Raw genomic sequence first — 23,538 nt, 5'->3', positions numbered from 1 at the left:
CTATGGGAATTAACAGCTACAATGATGATGAAATCAAATTTTCAAAATTAATAAGTGATTTAAAAGAACTCCCGAAAATTAAAACCGAAGAAAATTTTGAATACAATTTGATGATACGTATTCAAAATCAAAACTTCGGTAATTTGACGGAAGAGAAACCACAATTTGGCATTATTAAATTTGTTATCCCGTCTGCAATTGTTTCAATTATTATTCTGTTTGTATTGTTCTTGCCTGCAACAGAACAAAAAATTGATAATCCTTTAATGGTTGACCCTCCCAAAATTTCTGAGAACGACACAATAAATAGTTCTCAAGTTTTTTCTTCAAATGCAGAAACTATTATTAAACCTAAGAAAAAAATAAATAAAGAAAATGCTTTAGCAGAAAATCCACTTTCAGAAGCAAATCCCTCGGTAAATCCAAAGTTTAAATATCCTATAAACAGGAACAGGTCTGTTGCTTTGGATGAATATTTGTCTGGTCAAAATCCCAGTGAAAATAATTTACAGAGAGGAAATATTGTTAGAAGTGGCGATGAAGAATTTGATTTTGATGGGTTTTTACTGCCTCAACCACTGGATAAAAAATCACTTGAAAAGTATCGTAAAATGATTGATTCTATAAAAAAAGCAGAAGCTAAAAAAGATTCATTAAGAAGAATTAGATAAGTTTAATTTAATATCAAATTAAAATTTCATTTATTTGTTTTTTTGAGCGTTCGTGCTTAATTTTGTAACCGTAAATTTTAAGGAAAACTTGCGAAATGAAAAAAGGTATTCATCCAACTTATAGAAGATGCGAAGTAACATGTGTGTGTGGCAATTCTTTTGTTACACGTTCAACTGTAAGCAGTATTAAACTTGAAATCTGCTCTCAATGTCATCCATTTTTTACTGGTAAACAAAAAATTGTTGATTCAACTGGAAGAGTAGAAAAGTTTAAGAAAAAATATGGCTTGAAAGAAGCTTAATTATTTATTTAATGAAAATTTTGGGGGCTGTAAATTGACAGCCCCTTTATTATTTTAAACCTGCCTATTTTTAATAACTTATTAACATTCAGTTATGAGCCAATTAATTTCAACAGAATTATCAGGAATGAACTTGTATCAAGGAGTAAGAGGTTATGCTGTTAAAATCTTAAATCGTGTTGATAGAACCGATGCTTACCTTGATAAATTACTCGAAATTGAGTTGAAAAATTCTAATCTGAGTGGAATTGACAAAGCATTATTATTTGAAATAGTTCATGGCGTTATGAGATGGATGGGAAGACTTGACTGGATTCTTAATGGTTTTTATAAAGGACAATTTTCTAAATGTGTCCCAAATGTTAAAAATGCACTAAGAGTTGCTCTTTATCAAATATTATTTTTGGATAAAGTTCCAGATTATGCTGCTGTTAACGAAGCAGTAGAATTTGTTAAAAAACTTCAAGGACAAAAATATGCAGACCTTGCTAATGCAGTGTTAAGAAATATAATTCGAAATAAAGAATCAATTCGTTATCCAAATCCTGATGAAGATTTGGTTGCTTATTTAAGTGCATATTATTCTCATCCAACATGGATGGTTAAACGCTGGTTAAAACGTTTTGGAAGAGAAGCAACTGAAAAGCTCTTGATAGCTAACAATAGTAAACCAGTGATGACACTTAGAGTAAATAATCTTGTAACTAACAAGGAGGAATTAAAATCTCTGCTCGATTCTGTAGAATTAAAATACACTGAAAGCAAAATTCTTCCGGAATTTATTCGCCTTAATAATTTAACAAATATTACTGATTGGGAATATTTTCAAAAGGGATATTTTTCAATTCAGGATGAAAGCACAGGTTTACCTGTTAAATTACTTGATGTAAAACCAGAAATGAGAGTACTTGATTTATGTTCTGCTCCGGGTGGTAAAACAGCATTTATTGCAGATTTGATGAACAATCAGGGAGAAATTATTGCACTGGATAGATTTGACAGCCGATTAAGAATTCTTGAAAAGAATTTATCTCGTCTCAAAGTAACTAATGTTAAAACTATTCCTATTGATGCAATGGCATACAATGATGAAATTGGTTTTGACCGAGTTTTAATTGATGCTCCATGTTCTGGATTGGGTACTTTAACTAAAAAGCCAGACTTAAAGTGGAAAAAAGACTTGGGAGATATCAGAAAAATTGTTAATATTCAATACGATTTGTTGAAAAAAGGTGCTTCAATGTTGAAAGTAGGCGGAGCTTTGGTCTATAGTACATGCACAACAGAACCTGAAGAAAACTTTGAAGTAATAAAAAGATTTATCTCTGAGAATACGAATTTCAAACTCATTGATGCATCTGAAATGTTCTCGAAAGAACTTGTTGATGAAAATGGATGCATACAAACTTATCCCCATATTCATGGTGTAGATGGTTCGTTTGCAGCGAAATTAATTCGATTAATTTAATAGAGAAATATTATGGCTTCCGAAGCCTTAATTAAATTTGCAGAAGAACTTAAATTTATTCGTGTAGAAAAGGGAATTTCGCTACAACAAATTTCAAATCACACAAAAATTGATATTAAATTCCTTCAAAAAATTGAAGAGGGTGATTTTAATTTTTTACCGGAAATTTATGTAAAGGCATTCATTAAAGAATATGCACAAACATTAGAACTTGACCCGTATGATGTTATAAAAAAATTTGTTGAAGCAAAAAATAAAATTGCAGATTCACGCGTAATACAACAGGAAGAATCAAAAACTATAGCAGCAAAAAGAACAGGAGAAAAAACTCTTGAACCCGAATCAATTGAAAAAAAATATAAAAAAGAATTTGATGCAGAAGAATATTTTTCGCCAGAACTTGAATACTTAGAAAATAATCAGGAATCAAATTCAAAAAGAAAATATTTTTTATATGCAGGAATTGCAGTAATATTTTTAATTGCTGTTTATATTCTTTTTATTAAAGGAGACTCTAATATAATTGAAGAAAAGCCATACGAAGATGTATTGACAGACAGATATGAAATTGATTCATCAATTACAGAACAAAAATCACTGCAAAGGTCTGATAGTCTTAATTTATCTATAACTCCAGTAAAACTTGTTTGGTTAAAGGTATTATGCGATAATAAAGAAGTTTATAGACAAATGGCACCGGCTGAAAAGGTTCTTAATTTTAAAGCACAAAAAGAATTTTATGTAGTTGTTGGAAATGCTGGTCATGTTAAAATGAGTTTGAATAACAAACCAATAGCACAAATTGGTAATTTAGGTGAGATAAGGAATTATTACATTTCTGTTGATACAATAAGGTCATATTTAATTCCAGTTCCCAAAAAAGATGAAAAAGAATCCACAACAAAGAATTGAAGAATTAAGAAAATTAATTAAAGAGCACGATTATAATTACTATATTCTTGCTCAACCCACAATCAGTGACTACGAGTATGACCAGCTCGTAAATGAATTAATAAAGCTCGAAAAGGAAAATCCGCATCTCATTACACCTGATTCACCTACTCAGCGTGTCGGTTCAGATTTGACAAATGTTTTTAATCCTGTTACTCATCGTGTCCCGATGCTCAGTCTTTCAAATACTTATAGTGAAGAAGAAATGTATGACTTCGACAGAAGAGTAAAAGACGGGCTTCCAAAAAATGAAAAAGTTGAGTATGTGTGTGAACTTAAAATTGATGGAGTATCAGTAAGCTTAAGATACAAAAATGGACTGCTCGTTACAGCTGCTACAAGAGGTGATGGCACAACCGGCGAAGAAATAACGAACAATATCAAAACAATTCGGTCGGTTCCGCTTTCAATAAGAAAACCTGAATCAAAAAAATTGAATCTTGATGATATAGAAGTGCGAGGCGAAATTTATATGGAGATTGAAGCTTTTAAAAAAATAAATGAAGAACGAGAATTAAATGGAGAAAAAACTTTTGCAAATCCTCGCAATTTAACTGCAGGAACTATTAAACTTTTAGACCCACAGCTTGTAGCAAAGAGACCTCTGAAAATTTTTGTTTATTATTTATATTCTGAAACTGATGAATTAACAACTCACTATGAAAATTTAAAATTGCTGAGAGAAATGGGATTTCCTGTTAATCAAAATTATAAACTCTGTAAAGATATTGAGGAAGTAATGAAGTTTTGTAATGATTGGGAGGATAAAAGAGATACACTTCCTTATGAAATTGATGGTGTTGTAGTAAAAGTTAATTCATTAAAACAGCAGAAAATATTAGGAAATATTGCTAAATCACCACGATGGGCAGTTGCTTATAAATTCAAAGCAAAACAAGCAAAAACAAGATTAAATAAAATTGTATGGCAGGTTGGAAGAACAGGAACATTAACTCCAGTTGCAGAACTTGAACCAGTTTTTCTTGCTGGTTCTACAATAAGTCGTGCCACTCTTCATAACATAGATGAAATTAAAAGAAAAGATATAAGAGAAGGAGATGTAGTAATTATTGAAAAAGGCGGTGATGTTATTCCAAAAGTTGTTGCAGTAGATTTATCTCAAAGACCAAGAAATTCTCAAGAAGTCAAACTTCCATCGAAGTGTCCTGTATGTAATTCAAATTTATTCCGTCCAGAAAATGAAGTTGCTATTTACTGTGAGAATAATTTATGTCCGGCACAAATTAAAGGAAGGATAGAACACTTTGCATCTCGTGGTGCAATGGATATTACTGGATTAGGTGAAGCTTTGATTAATTTGTTTGTTGATTTGGGTTATCTTAAAGATTATTCGGATATTTATCATCTAAAAGAACATAAAGAAGAATTAATTCAGATTGAAAGACTTGGAGAAAAAAGTGTTGATAATCTTCTAACATCAATAGAAAAAAGTAAAGAAAAACCTTTTGATAAAGTTCTATTTGCACTTGGAATTAGATATGTAGGTGCTGGGGTTGCAAAAAAAATTGCAGACCATTTTAGGTCAATTGATGCATTAATGAATGCATCAGAAGAAGAGATTGAATCTATTCATGAAATTGGTCCTAGTATAAGCAAAAGCATCCGAAGATTTTTTAGCGATAACAATAATATTAAATTAATAGAAAGACTAAAGAAGGCTGGACTTAAATTTAAGAGCGAAGAAGTAAAAATTGCTTCAGATAAACTAAAAGGGAAATCATTTGTATTAACCGGAACACTTTCTTCAATGTCGCGCGAAGAAGCAAAAGAAAAAATTATATTACTTGGTGGTCATGTTCTTTCTGCTGTAAGTAAAAATACAGATTTCGTTGTTGTTGGTGAAAATCCGGGTTCAAAGTTTGATAATGCACAAAAACTTGGAATTCCAATACTTTCGGAAGAAGAGTTCTTAAAAATGATTGAGTAATATATGTTTGAAAAACTTAAGCAAAAATTGGCTCATTATTTATTGTCAAAAAAATATTTAAGAAATGGAAATCAGCAGATAGTTTTTAATAAAATTGTTACTAACTCTAATAATTTCTTTGTGATTTTGCCACAGGACGAAGTTGACTTAAATAATTCACTTGATTTGATAAAATATTTAATAATTCATAAAAAAAATGTTAATATTTTTTTGCAGGAACATAAGTTTAATTTTTTCCCTGCGAAGGATAAGGTTACTTTCACAACTTATAAATTAGAAGATATATCAAAGTTAAATCTACCATCAAAAAGTTTATGCAATAAATTAAGAGAAAAAACATTTGATGTAGTCATTGATTTGAATAGAAAAGAAAATACATTTTTTAGTGCTGTTGCAAATGTAGTTGATTCAAAAGTCAGGATTGGTTTCAAAAAAGATAACTCTGAAGCTTATTACAATTTATTGTATCGAGATTATAATAATGAATCAGAACTTGCATTTAGAAACTTTCTCAATTTCATAAGAATGTTTTAAGTAAATATTCTTTTTAATAATCAAATGAATTTGTAGATTGCAATTGTAAAATTTAATGGTGGCAAATATTATGAGTGATAATATTAATTATGAATTGAAGAAAATTGGGAATACAGCAATATTCAAGTTAAATGAAAAGAGGTTTGATGCCTCAATCGCAGGATTTGTTAAAGGTGAATTTACAATCTTATTACATACTGGAGATATTAATAAATTAATTATTGACTTATCAGAAGTAGAATACTGCGATAGTTCCGGATTGAGCGCAATTTTACTTGCATATCGAATTCTCCAAACAAACGAAGGTATGATTCGTTTGGCTAATCCTTCAAAAAATGTCAGAACTCTAATAGAAATTTCTCAGCTCGATAGAGTTCTGAAAATCTGTAATTCAGTTGACGAAGCTTTGAAAGATTTAGAAGAAGTATCAAATTAATTTGAACAATTCTTTTTTCTAATTTTTACAATGTGGTTTTTAATATGAAAAAGTAATTTTTTATTAATATTATTATGAAAGATACAAAGAAGTTTCTTAAAGAAATAAAACTTGTTGTATTTGACCTTGATGGTACTTTATTAAATGATAAAAATAAAATTAGTGCAACAACAATAGAACTTGTAAAAAAATTAAAAGAAAAAGGGGTAAAGTTTTCTATTGCCTCCGGAAGATTACTTTCCTCCTTTGTAGAACATATTAAACTACTTGATATTGACATTCCAATTATATCGCTGGATGGAGCATATGTTGCAAACCCAATTACAAATCAAATTTTGTTCGAATCTTTAATGAAGGAAAATCATGTTAAACGTGCATTAAATTTATCGGAAAAATATACTTTAAATGTTGCGTTATGCTGTCATGATGCAATTCATTATACTGAAAATAATTCTATTATAAAATCGTTTGTTGATAAGTATGGTGCAGATTTTAGATTAATAAAATCTTATCATGATTGTGTAGATAAAGTTCTTGAAATTATAATGGTTAGCGAGTTCTCAAATAAAATTAGAAAAGTACATTCTAAAATGATTTTCCCTTATACTTTTGGTGTTCAAACATCATATTATAAATCGAATAATCATGGTGGCATTTATTATTTAGAACTACGAAAAATGGGTTCGAATAAAGGGAAAGGTCTTAAAAAGCTTTGCAACTATTTGCAAATTAATTTAAAAGAGACAGCCGTTATTGGTGATTGGTATAATGATGTCCCTCTGTTCCACTCAAAAGCCTATAAAGTGGCGATGGCAAATGCTGTTCCAGAAATAAAAAAAATTGCTAATTTAATTACAAGCAAGGATAATAACGAAGAAGGAATAAATGAGTTTTTATACTTATTGCTGGAAACCAAATCATAAATGAAAAAAAATATTAAACATAACATTAAAGAAAGTCCACAAATAAAAGTTCTGATTGTTATTGTTACTATAATTTTAATAGTATTGATGTTTCCACAGGGAGAATCAATTGAATCAGAAGTTAATGTTGGTTCTATCTGGATAAAAGATGATTTAATTGCATCTACCACTTTTGAAGTATTGAAAGATCCCAAAGTATACGAAAAGGAAAAACAGGAAGCCGTAGCAAAAATTCTTCCTATCTTTTTGAGGGATAATAGTGTATCTGTAAGTTCTATTGATTCGATTAAAAAATTTAATAAATTGATTTTAGATTTAACAAAACATGCAGTAATTAAGGAAGATAAATCTAAAGAGGAAATATTTTTAAGTGATAACTCTTGGGGTACATTTCAAAAGCTCAGGAAATCACCCTTAAGTTTTAGCGGATTAAAATTAAAATCGCTGAATCAAATTTTACAAAATACAGTAATTTTACTTGATAGAATTTACCAGAGAGGATTGCTTAATTATAATTATAAAGAAATCAGCAGAGACAGCATTACAGTTCGAGAAGGACGATACGAACGAAATATTCCCAAAACTTATTATTTCGATAGAAACTCAGTTAACGATTTTATTAATACTTTTCTGGAAACAAATATTGGACTTAATAAAGAAGTCAATGAAGCCATTTTTGAATATGTATCTTATTTTTTAAAACCCAATATTATTTACAGCTATGATTTAACACAGGCAGCGATTGAAAATGCTAAAGAAAAAATCCCACGCAACATTGGAATTGTAAACGAAAATGAAAGAATTGTCGCAAAACATGATAGAATAACTCCCGAAATTAAACTCAAAATTGATTCATATAGAATAGCAAAGGGTGAAGAAATAAGCTTGATTGGTAAAATTGCTCAAGATTTAGGCAAGTTTGTTCATATTCTTATTGTGACTCTTCCATTTATACTTTATATATATCTTTTTAGAAAAAAAATTTATCAGGATAATGTAAAAGTTTTGCTTATAGCAATTATATTTTTATTTATTAGTTTTATTACATTTCTTATATATCAGATTAATGCTTCAATTCAATTAGAGCTGCTTGTTCTGGTTCCTGTAGTATCTATGTTGTTGACAATTATATTTGATTCAAGAGTTGGATTTTATGGTACAGTAACAGCTTCATTAATAGTTGCAGGATTAAGAGGCAACGATTATGTTTTTGCAGTGATGAATATCGTGGCAGGTGCTCTTGCTGCTTACACAGTTCGTGATATAAAAAACAGAACACAAATTTTCCGTTCATTCTTTTTTATTCTTATTGGTTATATTGTTAGCATTATAGCCTTTGGTCTGGAAAGATTTGATTCTTTCAACAAAATGATTTTTACATTCGCATTTGCAGCTTCAAATGCACTAATCAGTCCCGTTTTTACTTATGGATTAATAATTTTTATTGAAAGAATTTTTAAAATCACTACAGATTTAACTCTACTTGAGCTTACTGATTTTAATCATCCTTTATTAAAAGAACTTGCAAGAACTGCACCCGGAACTTTTAATCATTCAATGTTAATGGGGACAATGGTTGAATCTGCAGCAGAAGCTATTGGTGCTAATCCTATTCTTGCTCGTGTTGGAGCTTATTATCACGATATTGGAAAGACATTAAATCCAAGTAGTTTTATTGAGAATCAGATTAGCGAAGAAAATATACACGAAATAATTAAACCCGAAGAAAGTGTTGAGCTTATTCGTAATCATGTTGAAAAAGGAATTGAAATTGCAAAACAATATAATCTTCCGAAAGAAGTTATTGATTTTATACCAATGCATCATGGAACAATGGTAATTACATTTTTTTATGAGAAAGCAAAAGAAATGTATGGTGAAGAAAATGTAGATATTGATGAATATCGCTATCCAGGTCCAAAACCAAATACAAAGGAAACTGCCCTTGTTATGCTTGCTGATGCTTGTGAATCTACTGTTCGTTCGCTTACAAATGCAGAACCACAAAAGATCGAAAATGTGATTAATAACTTAATTAATGCAAGGATTGATGATGGGCAGCTTGATGATGCACCTATTACTTTCAAAGATATTACAAAAGTTAAAGAAGCTTTCCAGAATATTTTGATTGGTCAAAGACATAAAAGAATCAGATACCCCAATCAAGACGAACTTGAAGAGAAAAAAGAAGATGAAAATTAAATGATGGAAAAATTTCTGAAGGAATATCTTACAATTCTTCGCTTTGCAAAAAATCTTTCTGAAAATACAATTCATTCTTATGAAATAGATTTGAAAAAGTTTTTTACTTTTCTCGAAAGTAATAATGTAAACGACCTTAATGATGTTACATCAGAAATTATTTCCAGTTATTTTGATGAACAGCGTAAATTGGGAATTGATACTGCAACAGTAGCAAGATACATGTCATCCATAAAAGGATTCTGGAAATATCTTGATGATTCAAATTATATAGAGAAAAATCCTACAGAAAAGTTATATTCTGTAAAAAAATCAAGGAAACTGCCAGCAGTATTATCATTTGAAGAAATAGAAAAAATTCTTCAATCTGTAAATACTGATACTTATCTTGGAATTAGAGACAGAGCAATATTGGAACTCTTTTATTCATCTGGATTAAGAGTAACAGAATTAATTAATCTAAAAATTTCTGATTTATTTTTTGAAGATGAAGTAATTCGTGTATTTGGTAAGGGTTCAAAAGAAAGAATTATTCCTATTGGACAAAGTGCAATTTATTGGATAAATGAATATTTAAAATCATCAAGACCTCTGCTTGAGAAGAAAATGAAAAGTCAAAATTATGTTTTTTTGAATAAGAGAGGAACAAAACTTTCGCGAATGTGGATTTGGAAAATTTTTAACTTTTATGCAAATCAAGCTGGCATTAAAAAAGAAATTCATCCTCATACATTTCGTCATTCATTTGCAACTCATTTAATTGAAAGAGGAGCAGATTTAAGAGCTGTTCAGGAAATGCTTGGCCATGCAGATATTTCAACTACTCAAATTTATACTCACATTGACAGGGAATATATTAAACAGGTTCACCGTGATCATCATCCGCGTGGTTAATAAATTGAAAATACACATTAGAGATATTCTGATTTTTTCCCCATTATTGATTTTATTAAGCTGTAACGAAACAAAAATAAATGATGAACAAAATTTTTCTTATTCTATATGTCTGGCGGAATTTTCATCCTTAAGCGAAGCATATAATTATAAAGATAGACTGAATAAAAATTTATTGGATAGTATCACAATAAAAAGTTTATCTTCAAAGAAGTATCTGATACTTTATGGTAATTATAATAATTCATATAATGCTGGCATAAAAGCATATGAACTTTTTAATAATTATTCTATAAAAGATTATAAAATATTTTATAAAGATAATTTTGTTAACGACTTATTCGCTAATTTTTTATTTGTTGCAAATTATTCCGGAAGGCCATCACTCTATAATTTTAATTTAATTACTAAACAAACAAAACCTGTATGGAGTCGATGGGGACGAAAAGTTCTTGCCTTAAATCATTCTCAAGATAGAAGTAAAGTTTTTATTACAACTGCCTTAAGCTACAAAAAGGAAGGAGTTTTTCCTGTTATTAAAGATGTACGATTGTATTTGTATGATGCTCAAGAAAATAAAATTGATGAGATTTATTCTTTTGGTGATTGCATTCAATTATATACATACTGGGAAACTGAAGATACTTTCAAAGTTAATTTAACATTTTCAGATTCTATAAAATCAGAAATTATTATTCAAAATATTTTTTCATTTGATGCCCATGGACAACTTACCCAAATACAGAAAAGAGATTTTCAAATATTAAAAGATGGTTTTCCTAAACCTCCAGTATTAAAACCCGCTGTAATTTCTCCAAGAGGAAGATTTCAAATTAGAAATATTAAAGAAAATGGGAAAAGTTATATTTATCTTCGAGATGTAACTAAAAATTCTGAAATCCTTATTTATGAGTACGAAGGAATTTTGAAAAATATAATCTGGACTAATGATGAACGATTTTGTTTCTTAATTATAAAGTTAAATGAAGTAAATAGAAGTGAATTACTAATTATTGATGCAAATGAGATGCGCATTAGAAAAAATTATTATGGCCCTGAGAATATGAATTTATTAGTTCATGGAAACTTCCTATTTTTTGATGAACAAAATTATGGAATAAGACAAATAGCTGTATATAATTTAAATAAGGATTCTGTTTATCATCGAATCCAATTTTATGATGGATGCGGAATAAATAACTTGTGATGAATTTATGAAAACATATTTAAGAATTATAAGTTATATCAAACCATTCTGGAAGTATTTAATAGCTTCAATTGTATTTACAATCTTATCAGCTTTGCTCGATGGTGCATCAATTTATTTATCAATACCATTGCTTGATACTTTGTTTCAACAAAAAGGTGTTAGTTCTGGTAATTCTGTGCAGAATATTAATGTAATTCAAGATAAAGCGAGCAACTGGGTCTCTCAATTTATTAATGAAATAACATCAGGTTTCAAAGCATTTATTTTCAGCGGCTCTACTTCTGAAATATTATTCAAAATTTGTCTTTTAATTGTAATTGCATTTTTAGGCAAAAATCTTTTTGGATATCTACAGGCATATTTTCTTGCACATGTTGAACAGGGAATGATTCGCAATTTAAGAAATGAAGCATATCAACATCTGCATAAACTCCCAATGAGTTTTTTTAAAAACGAAAGAACTGGAAATTTAATTTCAAGAATAATGAACGATGTAAATGCTGTTAATTCGAGCGTATCAGCAGTCTTTCTGAATTTAATCAGGGAACCACTTAAAATAATAGTGTTTCTTGGTATTGCTATAGCTATTAGCTGGAAATTGACTTTGTTTTCTCTTGTTGTTCTTCCATTTTCTCTAATAATTATTAGTTATATTGGATTAATTTTGAGAAAGCAAAGTGGTTTACTGCAGGCAAAGATGGCAGATTTAACCAATCGACTTCATGAAACTATTACTGGTGTAAAAATTGTGAAAGCATTTGGAATGGAAGAATATGAAAACAAAAAATTTTTTAACGAAACACAAAACTTCTTTAAGCTTTCTCTTAAAATTACCCGTATAAGAAATATTGCAAGTCCAACTACAGAATTTTTAAGCGTAATTGTGGGTGTTGTAATTATTTACTTTGGGGCACAGCTTGTGTTAGTTGAAAAGTCAATTACAGCAAGTCAATTCATTGGATTTTTATTCGCAATATTTCAATTAATGCCGCCAATAAAAGAACTCAGCAGTGTGAATAATCGCATTCAGGAATCAAGTGCTGCTGCAGATAGAATTTTTGAGATACTTGATACAGAACCAAATATAAAAAATGTGACAAATCCAATATCAATTAATGATTTTAATAACTCAATCGAGTTTGAGAATGTTTATTTCAAATATGATGATTCAGAAGATTATGTTTTAGAGGATATAACATTTAAAGCTGAAAAGGGAAAAGTAATTGCACTTGTTGGAAGCAGTGGTTCAGGTAAAACTACTCTTGTAGATTTAATTCCCAGATTCTATGACCCAACAAAAGGAAAAATTTTACTTGATGGAATTGATATCAAAAATATTCGAATAGAAGATTTAAGAAAATTAATGGGAATTGTAACTCAAGAAACAGTTTTGTTTAATGAATCAGTTAGAAATAATATAGCTTATGGATTAACAGATTGTTCAGAAGAAAAAATAATTGAAGCTGCAAAAGCAGCAAATGCTCATAGTTTTATCATGGAGCTCCCACAAAAATATGATACAATAATTGGAGAAAAAGGAACAAAACTTTCTGGTGGTCAACGTCAAAGAATTGCAATTGCGCGTGCTATACTTAAAAATCCTCCAATAATGATTCTTGATGAAGCAACTTCTGCTCTTGATAACGAATCAGAAGTTCTCGTTCAGGAAGCAATTGAAAGGCTTATGCAGGATAGAACTGTTTTTGTTATTGCTCATAGACTGAGTACTATCAGAAATGCAGATAGAATTCTGGTAATTGAAAGAGGGAAAATTGTTCAGGATGGAAAACATCAAGATTTAATTTATGAAGAGGATGGTATTTATAAGAAATTATACGAACTTCAATTTAGAGATATTAATTAATTTTATAAATAATACAGAATTTAACAGTGAAATTATCATCAATAATTATTGCAAGAGACGAAGAAAAAAACATTAAAAGATGTATTGAAAGTCAACAAGATGTTATTGATGAAATTATCATTTTAATTGATTCTCGCACTAAAGATCAAACATTACAAATTGCATCATCATATCCATCTGTAAAATGTGAAATTGTTGAATGGAAAGGATTCGGACAAACAAAAAATTATGCTCTTACAAAAACAAAAAACGACTGGGTTTTGTGGATTGACGCTGATGAAGAGCTAACAAAAGAACTTGCTCATGAATTAATCGCATTTAAGAATTCCAATCCTGCATATAATTCATATTTTGTTCCACGGCGTGCTTACTTTTTAGGAAAATGGATTAAACATTGCGGCTGGTATCCTGATTATGTTTTAAGATTATTCAACAAAAATTTTGCACATTTTAATAATAAAGCTGTACATGAAAATTTAATTGTTAAAGGTAAATCAGGTTATTTCAAATATCCATTGAATCATTACACAGACCCTTCAATTGAACATTATTTGAAAAAATTGAATATCTACACATCGCTGGCAGCAGAAGAAATTATTTCGAACAATAAGAAAGTAACATTAATTGATATCTTGATAAGACCTGTTTTTCTTTTTTTCAAAATGTATATTTTAAAACTTGGTTTTTTAGATGGATTACATGGTTTGATATTATCAATTTTCTCTTCTTTTTATGTGTTTACAAAATATTGTAAAGCATGGGAAATTAAAAAATAAACAAATGGTAAAGAAATGATACTGGGAATAATTCCGAATGTTACAAAATCAGAAATATTGAAGGTTGTAGATACAATAGTTGAGGAACTTCAAGAAAACAATCTAAATTTTTTAATATGTGATTCATTATTAAAAAAGAAAAATGAATTCACCCAGAGATTGAAAGAATGTAAATATGTTTCGCTAAATGAATTAATAAATGTATCTGATATGGTTATTTCAATTGGCGGCGATGGAACAATGTTAAATTCAGCTTATGAAATTAGAAATTCAGGTAAACCAATTATTGGTGTTAATCTCGGTAAGCTGGGTTTTCTTGCAGAATTTGATGTAAATAGTTTTAAAGAATTTATTCCAGATTTAATATCAAATAATTACACTGTTGAAGAAAGAATAGCATTAAAAGGTACTATCGATAAAAAAGAAGAACTTTTTGCAGTAAATGATATTGTTATTGATAAAGGGTCGTGGCCCAAAATGATTGAATTATCAATTGATATTGATGACGAATATGTATCCACTTTTTCTGCAGATGGAATAATAATTGCAACACCAACAGGTTCTACCGGATATTCTCTTTCTACAGGAGGACCTATAATAACTCCAGGTTCTAATGTGATAACATTAAGTCCAATTGCACCTCATACTTTAACAATGAGACCTCTTGTAATTTCAAGTGAACAAAAAATTACTATTAGAGCACAGTCATTATATGGAAAAGTTCACATAAGCTGTGATGGGCAGCGTTCAGATATTTATGAATCTCCAGCTGAAGTTATAATAGAAAAGAGTAAAACCAACATTCAGCTTATTCATTCAAAAAGGAAAAATTATTTTGAAATATTAAGAAATAAATTATTCTGGGGGTTAGATGTTCGCAAATTCAATAATAAATAGTTATTTCAGATTAGTCATAATGATATTACTTTTTAGTTTAGAGATAATTTATGCTCAAGAAAAATGTAATTTATTAATTGATGAAAAAACCGGTAATCCAATGTTGATTGGTCTGGTTGATAAGAAAATATTTACAGATACAATTGAATATAAACCATTTTCAAAATGGTTTAATAATGAATATGATGATTATAAAATTGATAGTATAATTGTTGATTCATTAAGAAATATAAGTGTTCAAGATATTACAATAGATGTTATTATGGGGACATGGTGCAGCGATAGCAGAAGAGAGATACCGAGACTAATGAAAATACTGGACTTATTAAAATTTACTGAAAAAAATTTAAGATTAATTTGTGTAGACAGGAATAAAAGCGCGGGTGAGATTGACATAGCGAATTATAATATTAAACTTATTCCTACAATTATAATAAAAAAGAAAGGAAAAGAAATAGGAAGAATAGTAGAAACACCTGTTGTTTCTCTTGAAAAAGATCTATTAAATATTTTAACTCAAAATTGAAGCAACAGTAAAAGTCTCTAAAGTAACTTTTGAATATTTCTATATTCCTCTTAAAGTATTAATAAGCAGCCTTTTAATTCTCACTTGTCTCTAATTGTGGAATTTCAACAGTAGTTATGTTTTTATAGTTTTTAGGTTTCTTTGTGTTGCCATTTTTCTTATTAGAAATTTCAATAGGGATTTGTGATTCCTCTTTTAATTCTGTTTTTTCGTGCTTGGCTTCACGGTAAATGAAAATTTCATTTTTATAATTTCTCATCACAATTTTATCTTCATCTCTATGTAAAATATACTGAGGTAATACAGGAATCTTTCCGCCACCACCAGGGGCATCAATCACAAAGTGTGGAATTGCTAATCCACTTATATTTCCACGAAGTTTGTACATTATTTCTAATCCTTTATCAAGTGTTGTACGAAAATGATTAGCTCCTCTTGTTTCATCTGCCATAAATAAATAATATGGCCTGACTCGTATCTTTAGAAGTTTTAAAAATAATTCTTTTAGAACTTCAGCATCATCATTTACACCTTTCATTAATACTGCCTGGTTATTTACTGGAATTCCTGCATCTACAAGCATTTCACATGCTTTTGTGCTTTCTGGTGTGATTTCCCATGGATGATTAAAGTGTGTGTTAACATAAATTGGATGATATTTTTTTAGCATTTCTACAAGTTTTGAAGTTATTCTATGAGGTAAAACACATGGCATGCGTGTCCCAATTCTAATAATTTCTATATGAGGGATTTGTCTCAGTCGTTTTAAGATTTTTTCGAGCATTGTATCTGTGAGCATCAATGGGTCACCACCGGACATAATAACATCTCTTATCTCTGTATGTTCTTCAAGGTACTTAAATGCTGATTCAAGTTGTTTCATGGATATTTTTTCAGAGTTGCCTACTTTTCTTTTCCTAGTGCAGAATCGGCAATACATTCCGCATTGACTTGTTGTTAAAAATAATGCTCTATCAGGATAACGATGAGTAATATTAGGTACAGGGCTCATTGCATCTTCTTGCAGCGGGTCTTCATAACCGGAGATATCTTCCAGTTCTTTTACATCTGGAACGCATTGCAGCCAGATTGGATCTCCTGGATATCTTATTAAGCTTAGATAATATGGATTAATCCTTGCCTGGAAGAATCCATCAAGTTCTTCGGCTACTTTTCTGTCTAAGTTGAACTTTTTAACAAGCTGGTCGACCGAGTGAATGCTGTCCCTTATCATTTGCTGCCAGAGTTCCATAATAATTGCCCTTTAATTTATTTTAAGTATTTTCCAAATATTATGAGGTTATCATTTATTGTATAAAAATCTTTTATTTCTGCCAGTACTGAATAATTATTTCTTAAATAAAAATTTCTTGTTGCGTTATAACTCTCTTTTGATGAAGTCTCTGCTAAAATCCATCTTCCTTTTCTTTCTTTTACAAATTCTTCTGCATGAATCAATAATTGTTTCCCTATTCCTTTATTTTGCTTTTTAGGATCTACAACAATCCAATATAAATCATATACCCCGTCTGTAAGAGTTCTTTTGCCAATACAATAATATCCATCAACTTCATTTTCATTTACGTATACATAGATATTATAGTATTCGTGTTCAGGTTTTGAAAGAGCTTCATCAATTAATTCCACTGCAACTTTTTTTTCTTCTTCGTTAAAATTTTCTGTGCAATTAATTATTTCAATCAATTTATCTCGATCATTATATTGCAGCTTGCGTATCATAATTTTGTCTTTGTAGTGCTAACTCTGTAATTTTATATAAAACTTCTTCATAACTAATTTTAGCTGCAGCGGCCGACCTAATAAATCCAGCATCAGGCGAAATATCAGGATTTGGATTGACTTCAATTACATAAGGAATATTTTCTTTGCTTAATCTGATATCGACTCTGGCATAATCTCTGCATTCTAAAGCATCAAATGCCTTCAATGCAATTTTCTCGATTCTTAATTTTAATTTTTCCTCTAGTTCTGCAGGGCATTTAGGAACTGTATTTTTATAATAAGTGCTTTCAGGCGACCATTTAGCTTCATATGTAATTATCTTTGGTAAATTTTCTGGAAGTCCATCAAAACAAATTTCTGAAATCGGGAGAACTTGATTCCCAAGTATTGCTACATTTAATTCTCTACCCTCGATGTATTCTTCTATTAATACTTCCTGATTATAATTTTCAAAAAGATATTCAAGTTGACCTTTTAGTTCTTTGGAATTATTTATAACTGAGTACTCAGATATTCCGATACTTGCATCTTCACGGACAAGTTTTGTTATAACTGGAAATCTTAATTTTAATTCTGATGATTTTGGGAACTGATTAACTTCAGCAATAAAATATCGAGGTGTTTTAATTCCATGTGATTTTAGTATTTGTTTTGTTCGAACTTTATTCAAACAATTTCCAAGAGTTATCGAGTTGTTTCCTGTAAATGGAATACCAAGCAAATCATATAAACCTGCAACATAACTTTCGAGATTCGAGTTGCCCTCAACGGATTCTACAAAATTAATAATCACATCAGGGGAGTAGTATAAAATTTTTTTGATGAACGACTTAATATCACTGTTTACTGCAAGAGTATTAACTTCCAGAAATTTTTTGCTGAGTATTTTCTTAATGTCAGAAATCTGATTTAGGAAATCTCTTTCAGATAAATCAATACTGTCATCTTTGCTGTTTGTTTTTTTGCCTAAATAATTTTTATAGTAACGAACTGGTTCATTATAACAAATCAATATTTTCCTTTCAAAGTTCATACTAAATTGTATCTTTTAACTGCTGTGAATAAAACTTTGTTAATCATTTCTTCATAAGAAAGTCCAGCTGCACGTGCAGCTTTTGGAAAACATGAATTATCATCCGGGTCTGGAAGTATACCCGGCAACGGATTAATTTCAAGTATGCTTGGTACTCCATCTCTGTCAAGTCTGATATCAATTCTGCTCCAGTCCCTGCATCTTAATATTTTATAAGATTTTAGTGCAACATCTTTTATTTTCTTTTCAAGATTTTTATCGATTTCAGCAGGACAAGAAAAAATTCTCAGAGGATTATCACGAGTATCTACAATCCATTTTGCTTCGTATGAATAAATTGGCATCAAACCTTCAGGTAATTCATCAAAATTAATTTCAACAATTGGAAGAACTTCTATGTCCGAATTATTTCCAATTATAGCAACTGTAAATTCTCTTCCCGGCAAATATTCTTCAATTAAAAATGGTTGTTTATAAATTTCCAAATTATATTCCAATCTTTCTTTTAATTCTTGAATGCTATTAACAAAAGAAGAATTGAATATGCCTTTGCTCGAACCTTCTCCAACTGGTTTTACAATAACAGGGAAATTGAGGTTAAAGTTTCTTAAATCACTTAATGTTTCTACATATAGAAATTTTGCTGTAGGAATTTTATGATATGAAAGAATTTCTTTCGTTCGTGCTTTATCTAAACAAGTTGCAAGTGTTAATGGATCTGAACCTGTATAAGGGATTTGAAGCATATCTAACATTGCTGGTATTTGTGCTTCTCTGCTTATTCCATTAGCACCTTCAGCAATATTAAAAACTATATCAGGTTTATGTTTCCTAAATTTTTCATAAGCATCTTCATTTGCTTCTATCATAATAACATCATTAAACAATTCAAGCGCATCTTTAACTGCATTAATTGTTTCAAGTGTATCCCACTCAGCATATTTATCAAATAAAATTTCGTTTGTATTCTTTTGAAGAGAGAGAAATTTGCCTTCGAAAGAATTTTCTTCTTCCGGTTTTAAATTGTATGTAAGTGCTACTCTGAGTTTCCTATTTAGTAAAAAAGAACTAATACAAAATCCTTCTAATTGTTTGTTACCAATATACTCATTTAAAATTTTTTTTCAAGAAGTTTGTTACAAAAAAATTTTTTTGTGATAAAAAATTTTTTACGAAGTGTTATGCAATTTGAGAAAGAAAAAGATTGTGTTGATAATTTTCTTTTAAAACTTTTTTGATTATAAAATTTTTTTCGGTAGATAAATGTGGGTCGTTATTAATTATAGTGAATGCTGTTTCTTTTGCATCATAAAGTATTTCTGAATCTTCAATGATATCAGAATATTTTAATTCTGGTAATCCACTTTGTTTTGTCCCGAAAATATCTCCAGGCCCTCTAAGCTTTAAATCAATTTCCGATAACTCAAATCCATTATTTAATTTCACCATTGAATTTAATCTTATAATAGTTTTATTCTTTTCTATTTGAGCAGGTGATAAATAATCGAAGTTAAATTCTAATTGATTTGTGTGAACGGCAAATTCATCTTTTGTAATTAAAATGCAATAAGCTTGTTTATCACTTCTTCCAACTCTTCCACGAAGTTGATGTAACTGTGATAATCCAAATCGAAAAGCATCATTAATTACAATTATATTGGCATCAGGTATATCAATTCCAACTTCTATGACTGTTGTTGATACTAACACATCATATTTTTTAGCAGCAAAATCAAGCATCACTTTTTCTTTTTCCTGCCATTTCATTCTGCCATGAATAAGTCCAATTTTTAAATCTTTCAAATAATTTTCTTTCAAACTGTTGTAATATGATTCAGCAGCTTTAAGCTCAGATTTTTCAGATTCTTCAATTAGCGGATAAACAAGATAAGTTTGATATCCTTCCTTGACTTTATCTCTAATAAATTTATAAACATCTGGTAATTTACTTTCACCACGAAGCACAGTTTTAATAGGTTTTCTGTTGGCAGGCATTTCATCAATTATTGAAATATCAAGGTCTCCATATAATGTTAATGATAATGTGCGTGGTATTGGAGTTGCAGTCATAATTAATACATCGGGATTGAACCCTTTTTTAATTAATTCTGACCTTTGCATAACACCGAATCGATGCTGTTCATCAATAACAATAAGACCGACTTTATGGAAATCAACATTCTCTTCAATTAGAGCGTGAGTGCCAATTATTATTTGTGCTGTTCCATTTTTAATTTCATCAAGAATTTTTTCCCGTTCTGATTTTTTCTGACCACCAATCAATAAGTTTACTTTGATATTCATACATTCTAATAATTTTGAAATATTTTTATAATGCTGGTCGGCTAATATTTCTGTTGGCGCCATGAGGATAGCTTGACAACCATTAGTTATAACTATTAACATTGCAATTAGAGCCACAATTGTTTTTCCGCTACCTACATCTCCCTGAAGTAATCGGTTCATAGGTTTATCACTTTCAAGGTCTTTTCTTATTTCATGTAAAACTTTTAGTTGAGCTTTTGTTAACTGGAAAGGAAGAGAATCTAAAAATTTTTTTATTGGTTCGGGTTTAACTTTGATAAAAAAATTTTTTCTTTTACTGCCAATTAATTTTTTTCTTAGTGCAACAAGACATTCGAAATAAAAAAGTTCCTCAAATTTTAAACGCTTTTTAGCTTCTATGAGTGATTTGTTGTCAATCGGGAAGTGCATGTTTTTTACAGCTTTGTTGATAGGAAGGATATTTTTCTCATCAAGTAAATATTGTGGGAGAGTTTCTTCAATATAGTCAGAATATTTTTCTACTGCTTGATGAATAATCTTTCTTAAACTAAAATCGCCAAGGTTGCTATCTCGTAATTCTTTTGGTACTCTATAAAATGGAATAATTTTTCCAGTATGTAAAAAATCAGTTGATTCATTTTTTGATATTCTATCGAAATCAGGGTGAACGAATTGAAGATGACCATACTTAGTAAGAACTGGTTTTGCTGAAATAGCAAAAAAATCACCTTCGTTAAAAACATCAATAAAATATTTTATCCCTTGAAACCATACACATTCAAATATTCCTGTAGAATCTTTCATTCTTACTTTGAAAATACTTTTTTTCCCGTAATGAATTGTTTCTTTGTCAATTACCTCACCTAAAATTGTTACTTCACCTTGATAACCATCTCGGATATATTGAATTACTTTTATGGAATTTAAAATTGTTGAACGGTCAAGATACTTTGAAGGAAAGTAAAATAATAAATCGCGGATAGTATTAATTCCAATTTTAGAAAATGCTTCAGCTCTTTTCGGGCCAACAGATTTTAAATACTGAACAGATATTGAAAGATTTTCTGACATGTGATGAAATTTTTTAAGAAAATATAATAAATTAAAATAGAATTATATAATAATGGGGGAGTAAGTAAAATAGGAATTAATTACTCGTCTTCTGCTTTCATATCACGTGTCATTAATTCGTAAGTTGCTTTAATAGGGTCAAGATCTTCAAAAAGGATTTTGTAGACAGCAGTGCATATAGGTGTTTCAATATTATGTTTTATTGACAGTTGATAAACAGAACGGCTTGTTTCAACTCCCTCTGCTACCATCTGCATTGATTTTAAAACATCTTTTAATTTTTTTCCCATTCCAATTTGTTCGCCAACATATCTGTTTCTGCTGTGTTTACTCATACATGTTACAATCAGGTCTCCCATTCCTGAAAGACCTGAAAATGTTTCTGGACGTGCACCCAGAGCAATTCCAAGTCTGGAAATTTCAGCTATTCCTCGAGTCATTATTGCAGCTTTTGTGTTATCTCCAAATTTTGCTCCATCAACTATTCCTGCCCCGATAGCAATTACATTTTTTAATGCACCACCATATTCAACTCCAAGAATATCTATAGATGAATAAACTCTGAAGTATGAAGTTATAAAAGTAGATTGAATTTGTTTTGCTGTGTCTCCATTTGAAGATGCTGCTACAACTGCTGTAGGAATTTTTCTGCTAACTTCTTCAGCGTGACTTGGACCCGAAAGAACACCAATTTGTGATGGTGATATTTTTTTTAATTCATCAAGTATAATTTGAGATACAGTTTTAAGTGAATCTTTTTCAATTCCTTTTGCAACATTAACAAATGTTGTATTTCTAAAATTAAAATCCTTCATTTGAGCTAAAACGCTACGGATAAATTGAGTTGGAATAGCAAGAACAATAAAATGCTTATTGTCGCAGCTTTCTTCGAGTGAATGTGTAATTTTAATATCTTCTGGAATTTTTATCCCCGGCAAATAAATTTTATTTTCTCTTGTTTTGTCGAGCACTTTTGCATAATGGCGTTTATATTCCCATAAGGTAACATCGTGGCCATTGTAAAATAGCAATATTGCCAGGGTTGTACCCCAGCCACCTGCACCTAAAACCGAAATTCTCATTACTTAATTATTAGTTTTTGATTTGTCCGATTTTGAAAATGAAATTTGGTGCTCGCTTCCTTTAAGCAGGCGGTCAATATTTTTTCGATGTGTGTAAATTACCAATAATGATAATGCAATTATGAATGGTAAAATTGTATTGTAGCCTGGTATATGGACACCAAATATATTTTCTCTGACAATTAATATAATTGGTACTGATACAGCGGCAGTAAGAGAACCAAGCGAAACATAACGAGATAAGTAAACTACAACTAAAAAGATTCCCAATGCTAAAAGCATATCAACTGTAATTATTGTAATTAGAAATCCGAGAGCAGTTGCAATTCCTTTTCCACCTTTGAAGCCAGCAAATACTGTCCATATGTGACCAATTACAGCGGCTACACCACAAAATATCTGAATGAGTGTAAAATCATCAAATGGGGTAACATTGTTAAATGGGATGTTATCAAGATACATCCTTGCAATAATTATAACTGCAACAGCACCTTTGAATGCATCAAGAATGATTGTAAGTAGACCCCATTTCCATCCAAGCACCCTAAATACATTTGTACCACCGGCATTTTTGCTGCCGTAATTTCTTATATCAATTCCTTTTACAAGTCTGCTTATAATTATGCTTGTTGGAATAGAACCAACTAAATATGAAAGAATTATAACAAATACTAAGTTTAACATATCACCAAAAAATTTTGTGTTGAAAAATTAGATAAAA

At 29.9% G+C, this 23,538-nt stretch carries 22 protein-coding genes; 15 read left to right on the top strand and 7 right to left on the bottom strand.

Features of this window, described 5'->3' with window-relative positions; translation table 11 throughout:
• Positions 1 to 2 precede the first annotated feature (2 nt).
• The 15 genes from VJY32_RS11540 to VJY32_RS11470 all read left to right on the top strand — a co-directional run bounded on the left by VJY32_RS11540 (position 3) and on the right by VJY32_RS11470 (position 15,602).
• A complete protein-coding gene (locus tag VJY32_RS11540) occupies positions 3 to 671 on the top strand; it encodes a hypothetical protein (RefSeq protein WP_353678070.1) in 669 nt (222 codons plus the stop codon).
• Positions 672 to 766: 95 nt separating this feature from the next.
• Entirely contained in the window at positions 767 to 973 is a 207-nt protein-coding gene (gene rpmE, locus VJY32_RS11535) for a 50S ribosomal protein L31 (RefSeq protein WP_353678069.1), read from the top strand.
• Positions 974 to 1,067: 94 nt separating this feature from the next.
• Positions 1,068 to 2,441, top strand: a complete 1,374-nt coding sequence (gene rsmB, locus VJY32_RS11530; protein ID WP_353678068.1) for a 16S rRNA (cytosine(967)-C(5))-methyltransferase RsmB — start codon at positions 1,068 to 1,070, stop codon at positions 2,439 to 2,441.
• Between the two features lie 12 nt (positions 2,442 to 2,453).
• Positions 2,454 to 3,353, top strand: a complete 900-nt coding sequence (locus VJY32_RS11525) for a helix-turn-helix domain-containing protein (RefSeq protein ID WP_353678067.1) — start codon at positions 2,454 to 2,456, stop codon at positions 3,351 to 3,353.
• Positions 3,325 to 5,340 (top strand): NAD-dependent DNA ligase LigA, encoded by a 2,016-nt coding sequence (ligA, locus tag VJY32_RS11520; RefSeq protein WP_353678066.1) that lies wholly within the window; start codon positions 3,325 to 3,327, stop codon positions 5,338 to 5,340. Before VJY32_RS11525 ends, ligA begins: the two co-directional genes overlap by 29 nt.
• A 3-nt stretch (positions 5,341 to 5,343) precedes the next feature.
• Positions 5,344 to 5,874, top strand: a complete 531-nt coding sequence (locus VJY32_RS11515; RefSeq protein WP_353678065.1) for a DUF6913 domain-containing protein — start codon at positions 5,344 to 5,346, stop codon at positions 5,872 to 5,874.
• A gap of 70 nt (positions 5,875 to 5,944) precedes the next feature.
• Positions 5,945 to 6,310 (top strand): STAS domain-containing protein, encoded by a 366-nt coding sequence (locus VJY32_RS11510; protein ID WP_353678064.1) that lies wholly within the window; start codon positions 5,945 to 5,947, stop codon positions 6,308 to 6,310.
• 74 nt (positions 6,311 to 6,384) lie between these two features.
• Complete coding sequence (locus tag VJY32_RS11505; protein ID WP_353678063.1) at positions 6,385 to 7,233, top strand: Cof-type HAD-IIB family hydrolase; 849 nt, start codon at positions 6,385 to 6,387, stop codon at positions 7,231 to 7,233.
• Complete coding sequence (locus VJY32_RS11500; RefSeq protein WP_353678062.1) at positions 7,234 to 9,435, top strand: HD family phosphohydrolase; 2,202 nt, start codon at positions 7,234 to 7,236, stop codon at positions 9,433 to 9,435.
• Positions 9,436 to 10,329 (top strand): site-specific tyrosine recombinase XerD, encoded by an 894-nt coding sequence (gene xerD, locus VJY32_RS11495; protein WP_353678061.1) that lies wholly within the window; start codon positions 9,436 to 9,438, stop codon positions 10,327 to 10,329.
• A 4-nt stretch (positions 10,330 to 10,333) separates the two neighbouring features.
• A complete protein-coding gene (locus VJY32_RS11490; RefSeq protein WP_353678060.1) occupies positions 10,334 to 11,536 on the top strand; it encodes a hypothetical protein in 1,203 nt (400 codons plus the stop codon).
• A gap of 7 nt (positions 11,537 to 11,543) precedes the next feature.
• Positions 11,544 to 13,403, top strand: coding sequence for an ABC transporter ATP-binding protein (locus tag VJY32_RS11485; protein ID WP_353678059.1), 1,860 nt, complete (start codon positions 11,544 to 11,546; stop codon positions 13,401 to 13,403).
• A gap of 26 nt (positions 13,404 to 13,429) precedes the next feature.
• On the top strand, positions 13,430 to 14,179 hold the full coding sequence (locus VJY32_RS11480) for a glycosyltransferase family 2 protein (protein ID WP_353678058.1): 750 nt from the start codon (positions 13,430 to 13,432) through the stop codon (positions 14,177 to 14,179).
• A gap of 15 nt (positions 14,180 to 14,194) precedes the next feature.
• Complete coding sequence (locus tag VJY32_RS11475) at positions 14,195 to 15,076, top strand: NAD(+)/NADH kinase (RefSeq protein WP_353678057.1); 882 nt, start codon at positions 14,195 to 14,197, stop codon at positions 15,074 to 15,076.
• Positions 15,051 to 15,602 carry a thiol reductase thioredoxin gene (locus VJY32_RS11470; protein ID WP_353678056.1) on the top strand — a complete coding sequence of 184 codons (552 nt, stop codon included), beginning with the start codon at positions 15,051 to 15,053 and terminating at the stop codon, positions 15,600 to 15,602. Before VJY32_RS11475 ends, VJY32_RS11470 begins: the two co-directional genes overlap by 26 nt.
• 73 nt (positions 15,603 to 15,675) lie before the next feature.
• On the opposite strand, the gene VJY32_RS11465 is transcribed toward VJY32_RS11470, so the two are convergent.
• From VJY32_RS11465 to plsY, 7 genes are all read right to left on the bottom strand, one after another.
• Entirely contained in the window at positions 15,676 to 16,854 is a 1,179-nt protein-coding gene (locus VJY32_RS11465; protein WP_353678055.1) for a KamA family radical SAM protein, read from the bottom strand.
• Positions 16,855 to 16,871: 17 nt separating this feature from the next.
• Positions 16,872 to 17,306 carry a GNAT family N-acetyltransferase gene (locus VJY32_RS11460; RefSeq protein ID WP_353678054.1) on the bottom strand — a complete coding sequence of 145 codons (435 nt, stop codon included), beginning with the start codon at positions 17,304 to 17,306 and terminating at the stop codon, positions 16,872 to 16,874.
• Between the two features lie 13 nt (positions 17,307 to 17,319).
• On the bottom strand, positions 17,320 to 18,378 hold the full coding sequence (locus VJY32_RS11455; protein WP_353678053.1) for a D-alanine--D-alanine ligase family protein: 1,059 nt from the start codon (positions 18,376 to 18,378) through the stop codon (positions 17,320 to 17,322).
• Entirely contained in the window at positions 18,375 to 19,247 is an 873-nt protein-coding gene (locus VJY32_RS11450) for a D-alanine--D-alanine ligase family protein (protein ID WP_353678052.1), read from the bottom strand. Before VJY32_RS11450 ends, VJY32_RS11455 begins: the two co-directional genes overlap by 4 nt.
• Positions 19,248 to 19,557: 310 nt before the next feature.
• Positions 19,558 to 21,735 (bottom strand): ATP-dependent DNA helicase RecG, encoded by a 2,178-nt coding sequence (gene recG, locus VJY32_RS11445; protein ID WP_353678051.1) that lies wholly within the window; start codon positions 21,733 to 21,735, stop codon positions 19,558 to 19,560.
• An 80-nt stretch (positions 21,736 to 21,815) separates the two neighbouring features.
• Positions 21,816 to 22,817 (bottom strand): NAD(P)H-dependent glycerol-3-phosphate dehydrogenase, encoded by a 1,002-nt coding sequence (locus tag VJY32_RS11440; protein ID WP_353678050.1) that lies wholly within the window; start codon positions 22,815 to 22,817, stop codon positions 21,816 to 21,818.
• Between the two features lie 3 nt (positions 22,818 to 22,820).
• Positions 22,821 to 23,501: a glycerol-3-phosphate 1-O-acyltransferase PlsY gene (plsY, locus tag VJY32_RS11435; protein WP_353678049.1), complete on the bottom strand. Its 681-nt coding sequence runs from the start codon at positions 23,499 to 23,501 to the stop codon at positions 22,821 to 22,823.
• Positions 23,502 to 23,538 lie beyond the last annotated feature (37 nt).

The sequence above is a fragment of the Rosettibacter primus genome (assembly GCF_036860675.1).
GTDB lineage: Bacteria > Bacteroidota > Ignavibacteria > Ignavibacteriales > Melioribacteraceae > Rosettibacter > Rosettibacter primus.
Note: the sequence above shows the minus strand (reverse complement) of the source record. Positions and strands in the feature narration are given on the sequence as shown.

What these genes read in the sequence shown, in the direction of transcription:
- VJY32_RS11505 (WP_353678063.1), top strand. Translation starts at nt 6,385, where the DNA reads ATGAAAGATACAAAGAAGTTTCTTAAAGAAATAAAACTTGTTGTATTT.
- recG (WP_353678051.1), bottom strand. Translation starts at nt 21,735, where the DNA reads ATGTCAGAAAATCTTTCAATATCTGTTCAGTATTTAAAATCTGTTGGC.
- plsY (WP_353678049.1), bottom strand. Translation starts at nt 23,501, where the DNA reads ATGTTAAACTTAGTATTTGTTATAATTCTTTCATATTTAGTTGGTTCT.
- VJY32_RS11500 (WP_353678062.1), top strand. Translation starts at nt 7,234, where the DNA reads ATGAAAAAAAATATTAAACATAACATTAAAGAAAGTCCACAAATAAAA.
- VJY32_RS11455 (WP_353678053.1), bottom strand. Translation starts at nt 18,378, where the DNA reads ATGAACTTTGAAAGGAAAATATTGATTTGTTATAATGAACCAGTTCGT.
- VJY32_RS11525 (WP_353678067.1), top strand. Translation starts at nt 2,454, where the DNA reads ATGGCTTCCGAAGCCTTAATTAAATTTGCAGAAGAACTTAAATTTATT.
- ligA (WP_353678066.1), top strand. Translation starts at nt 3,325, where the DNA reads ATGAAAAAGAATCCACAACAAAGAATTGAAGAATTAAGAAAATTAATT.
- VJY32_RS11475 (WP_353678057.1), top strand. Translation starts at nt 14,195, where the DNA reads ATGATACTGGGAATAATTCCGAATGTTACAAAATCAGAAATATTGAAG.
- VJY32_RS11515 (WP_353678065.1), top strand. Translation starts at nt 5,344, where the DNA reads ATGTTTGAAAAACTTAAGCAAAAATTGGCTCATTATTTATTGTCAAAA.
- xerD (WP_353678061.1), top strand. Translation starts at nt 9,436, where the DNA reads ATGATGGAAAAATTTCTGAAGGAATATCTTACAATTCTTCGCTTTGCA.
- VJY32_RS11465 (WP_353678055.1), bottom strand. Translation starts at nt 16,854, where the DNA reads ATGGAACTCTGGCAGCAAATGATAAGGGACAGCATTCACTCGGTCGAC.
- VJY32_RS11485 (WP_353678059.1), top strand. Translation starts at nt 11,544, where the DNA reads ATGAAAACATATTTAAGAATTATAAGTTATATCAAACCATTCTGGAAG.
- VJY32_RS11440 (WP_353678050.1), bottom strand. Translation starts at nt 22,817, where the DNA reads ATGAGAATTTCGGTTTTAGGTGCAGGTGGCTGGGGTACAACCCTGGCA.
- rpmE (WP_353678069.1), top strand. Translation starts at nt 767, where the DNA reads ATGAAAAAAGGTATTCATCCAACTTATAGAAGATGCGAAGTAACATGT.
- VJY32_RS11470 (WP_353678056.1), top strand. Translation starts at nt 15,051, where the DNA reads ATGTTCGCAAATTCAATAATAAATAGTTATTTCAGATTAGTCATAATG.
- rsmB (WP_353678068.1), top strand. Translation starts at nt 1,068, where the DNA reads ATGAGCCAATTAATTTCAACAGAATTATCAGGAATGAACTTGTATCAA.
- VJY32_RS11510 (WP_353678064.1), top strand. Translation starts at nt 5,945, where the DNA reads ATGAGTGATAATATTAATTATGAATTGAAGAAAATTGGGAATACAGCA.
- VJY32_RS11540 (WP_353678070.1), top strand. Translation starts at nt 3, where the DNA reads ATGGGAATTAACAGCTACAATGATGATGAAATCAAATTTTCAAAATTA.
- VJY32_RS11450 (WP_353678052.1), bottom strand. Translation starts at nt 19,247, where the DNA reads ATGATAGAAGCAAATGAAGATGCTTATGAAAAATTTAGGAAACATAAA.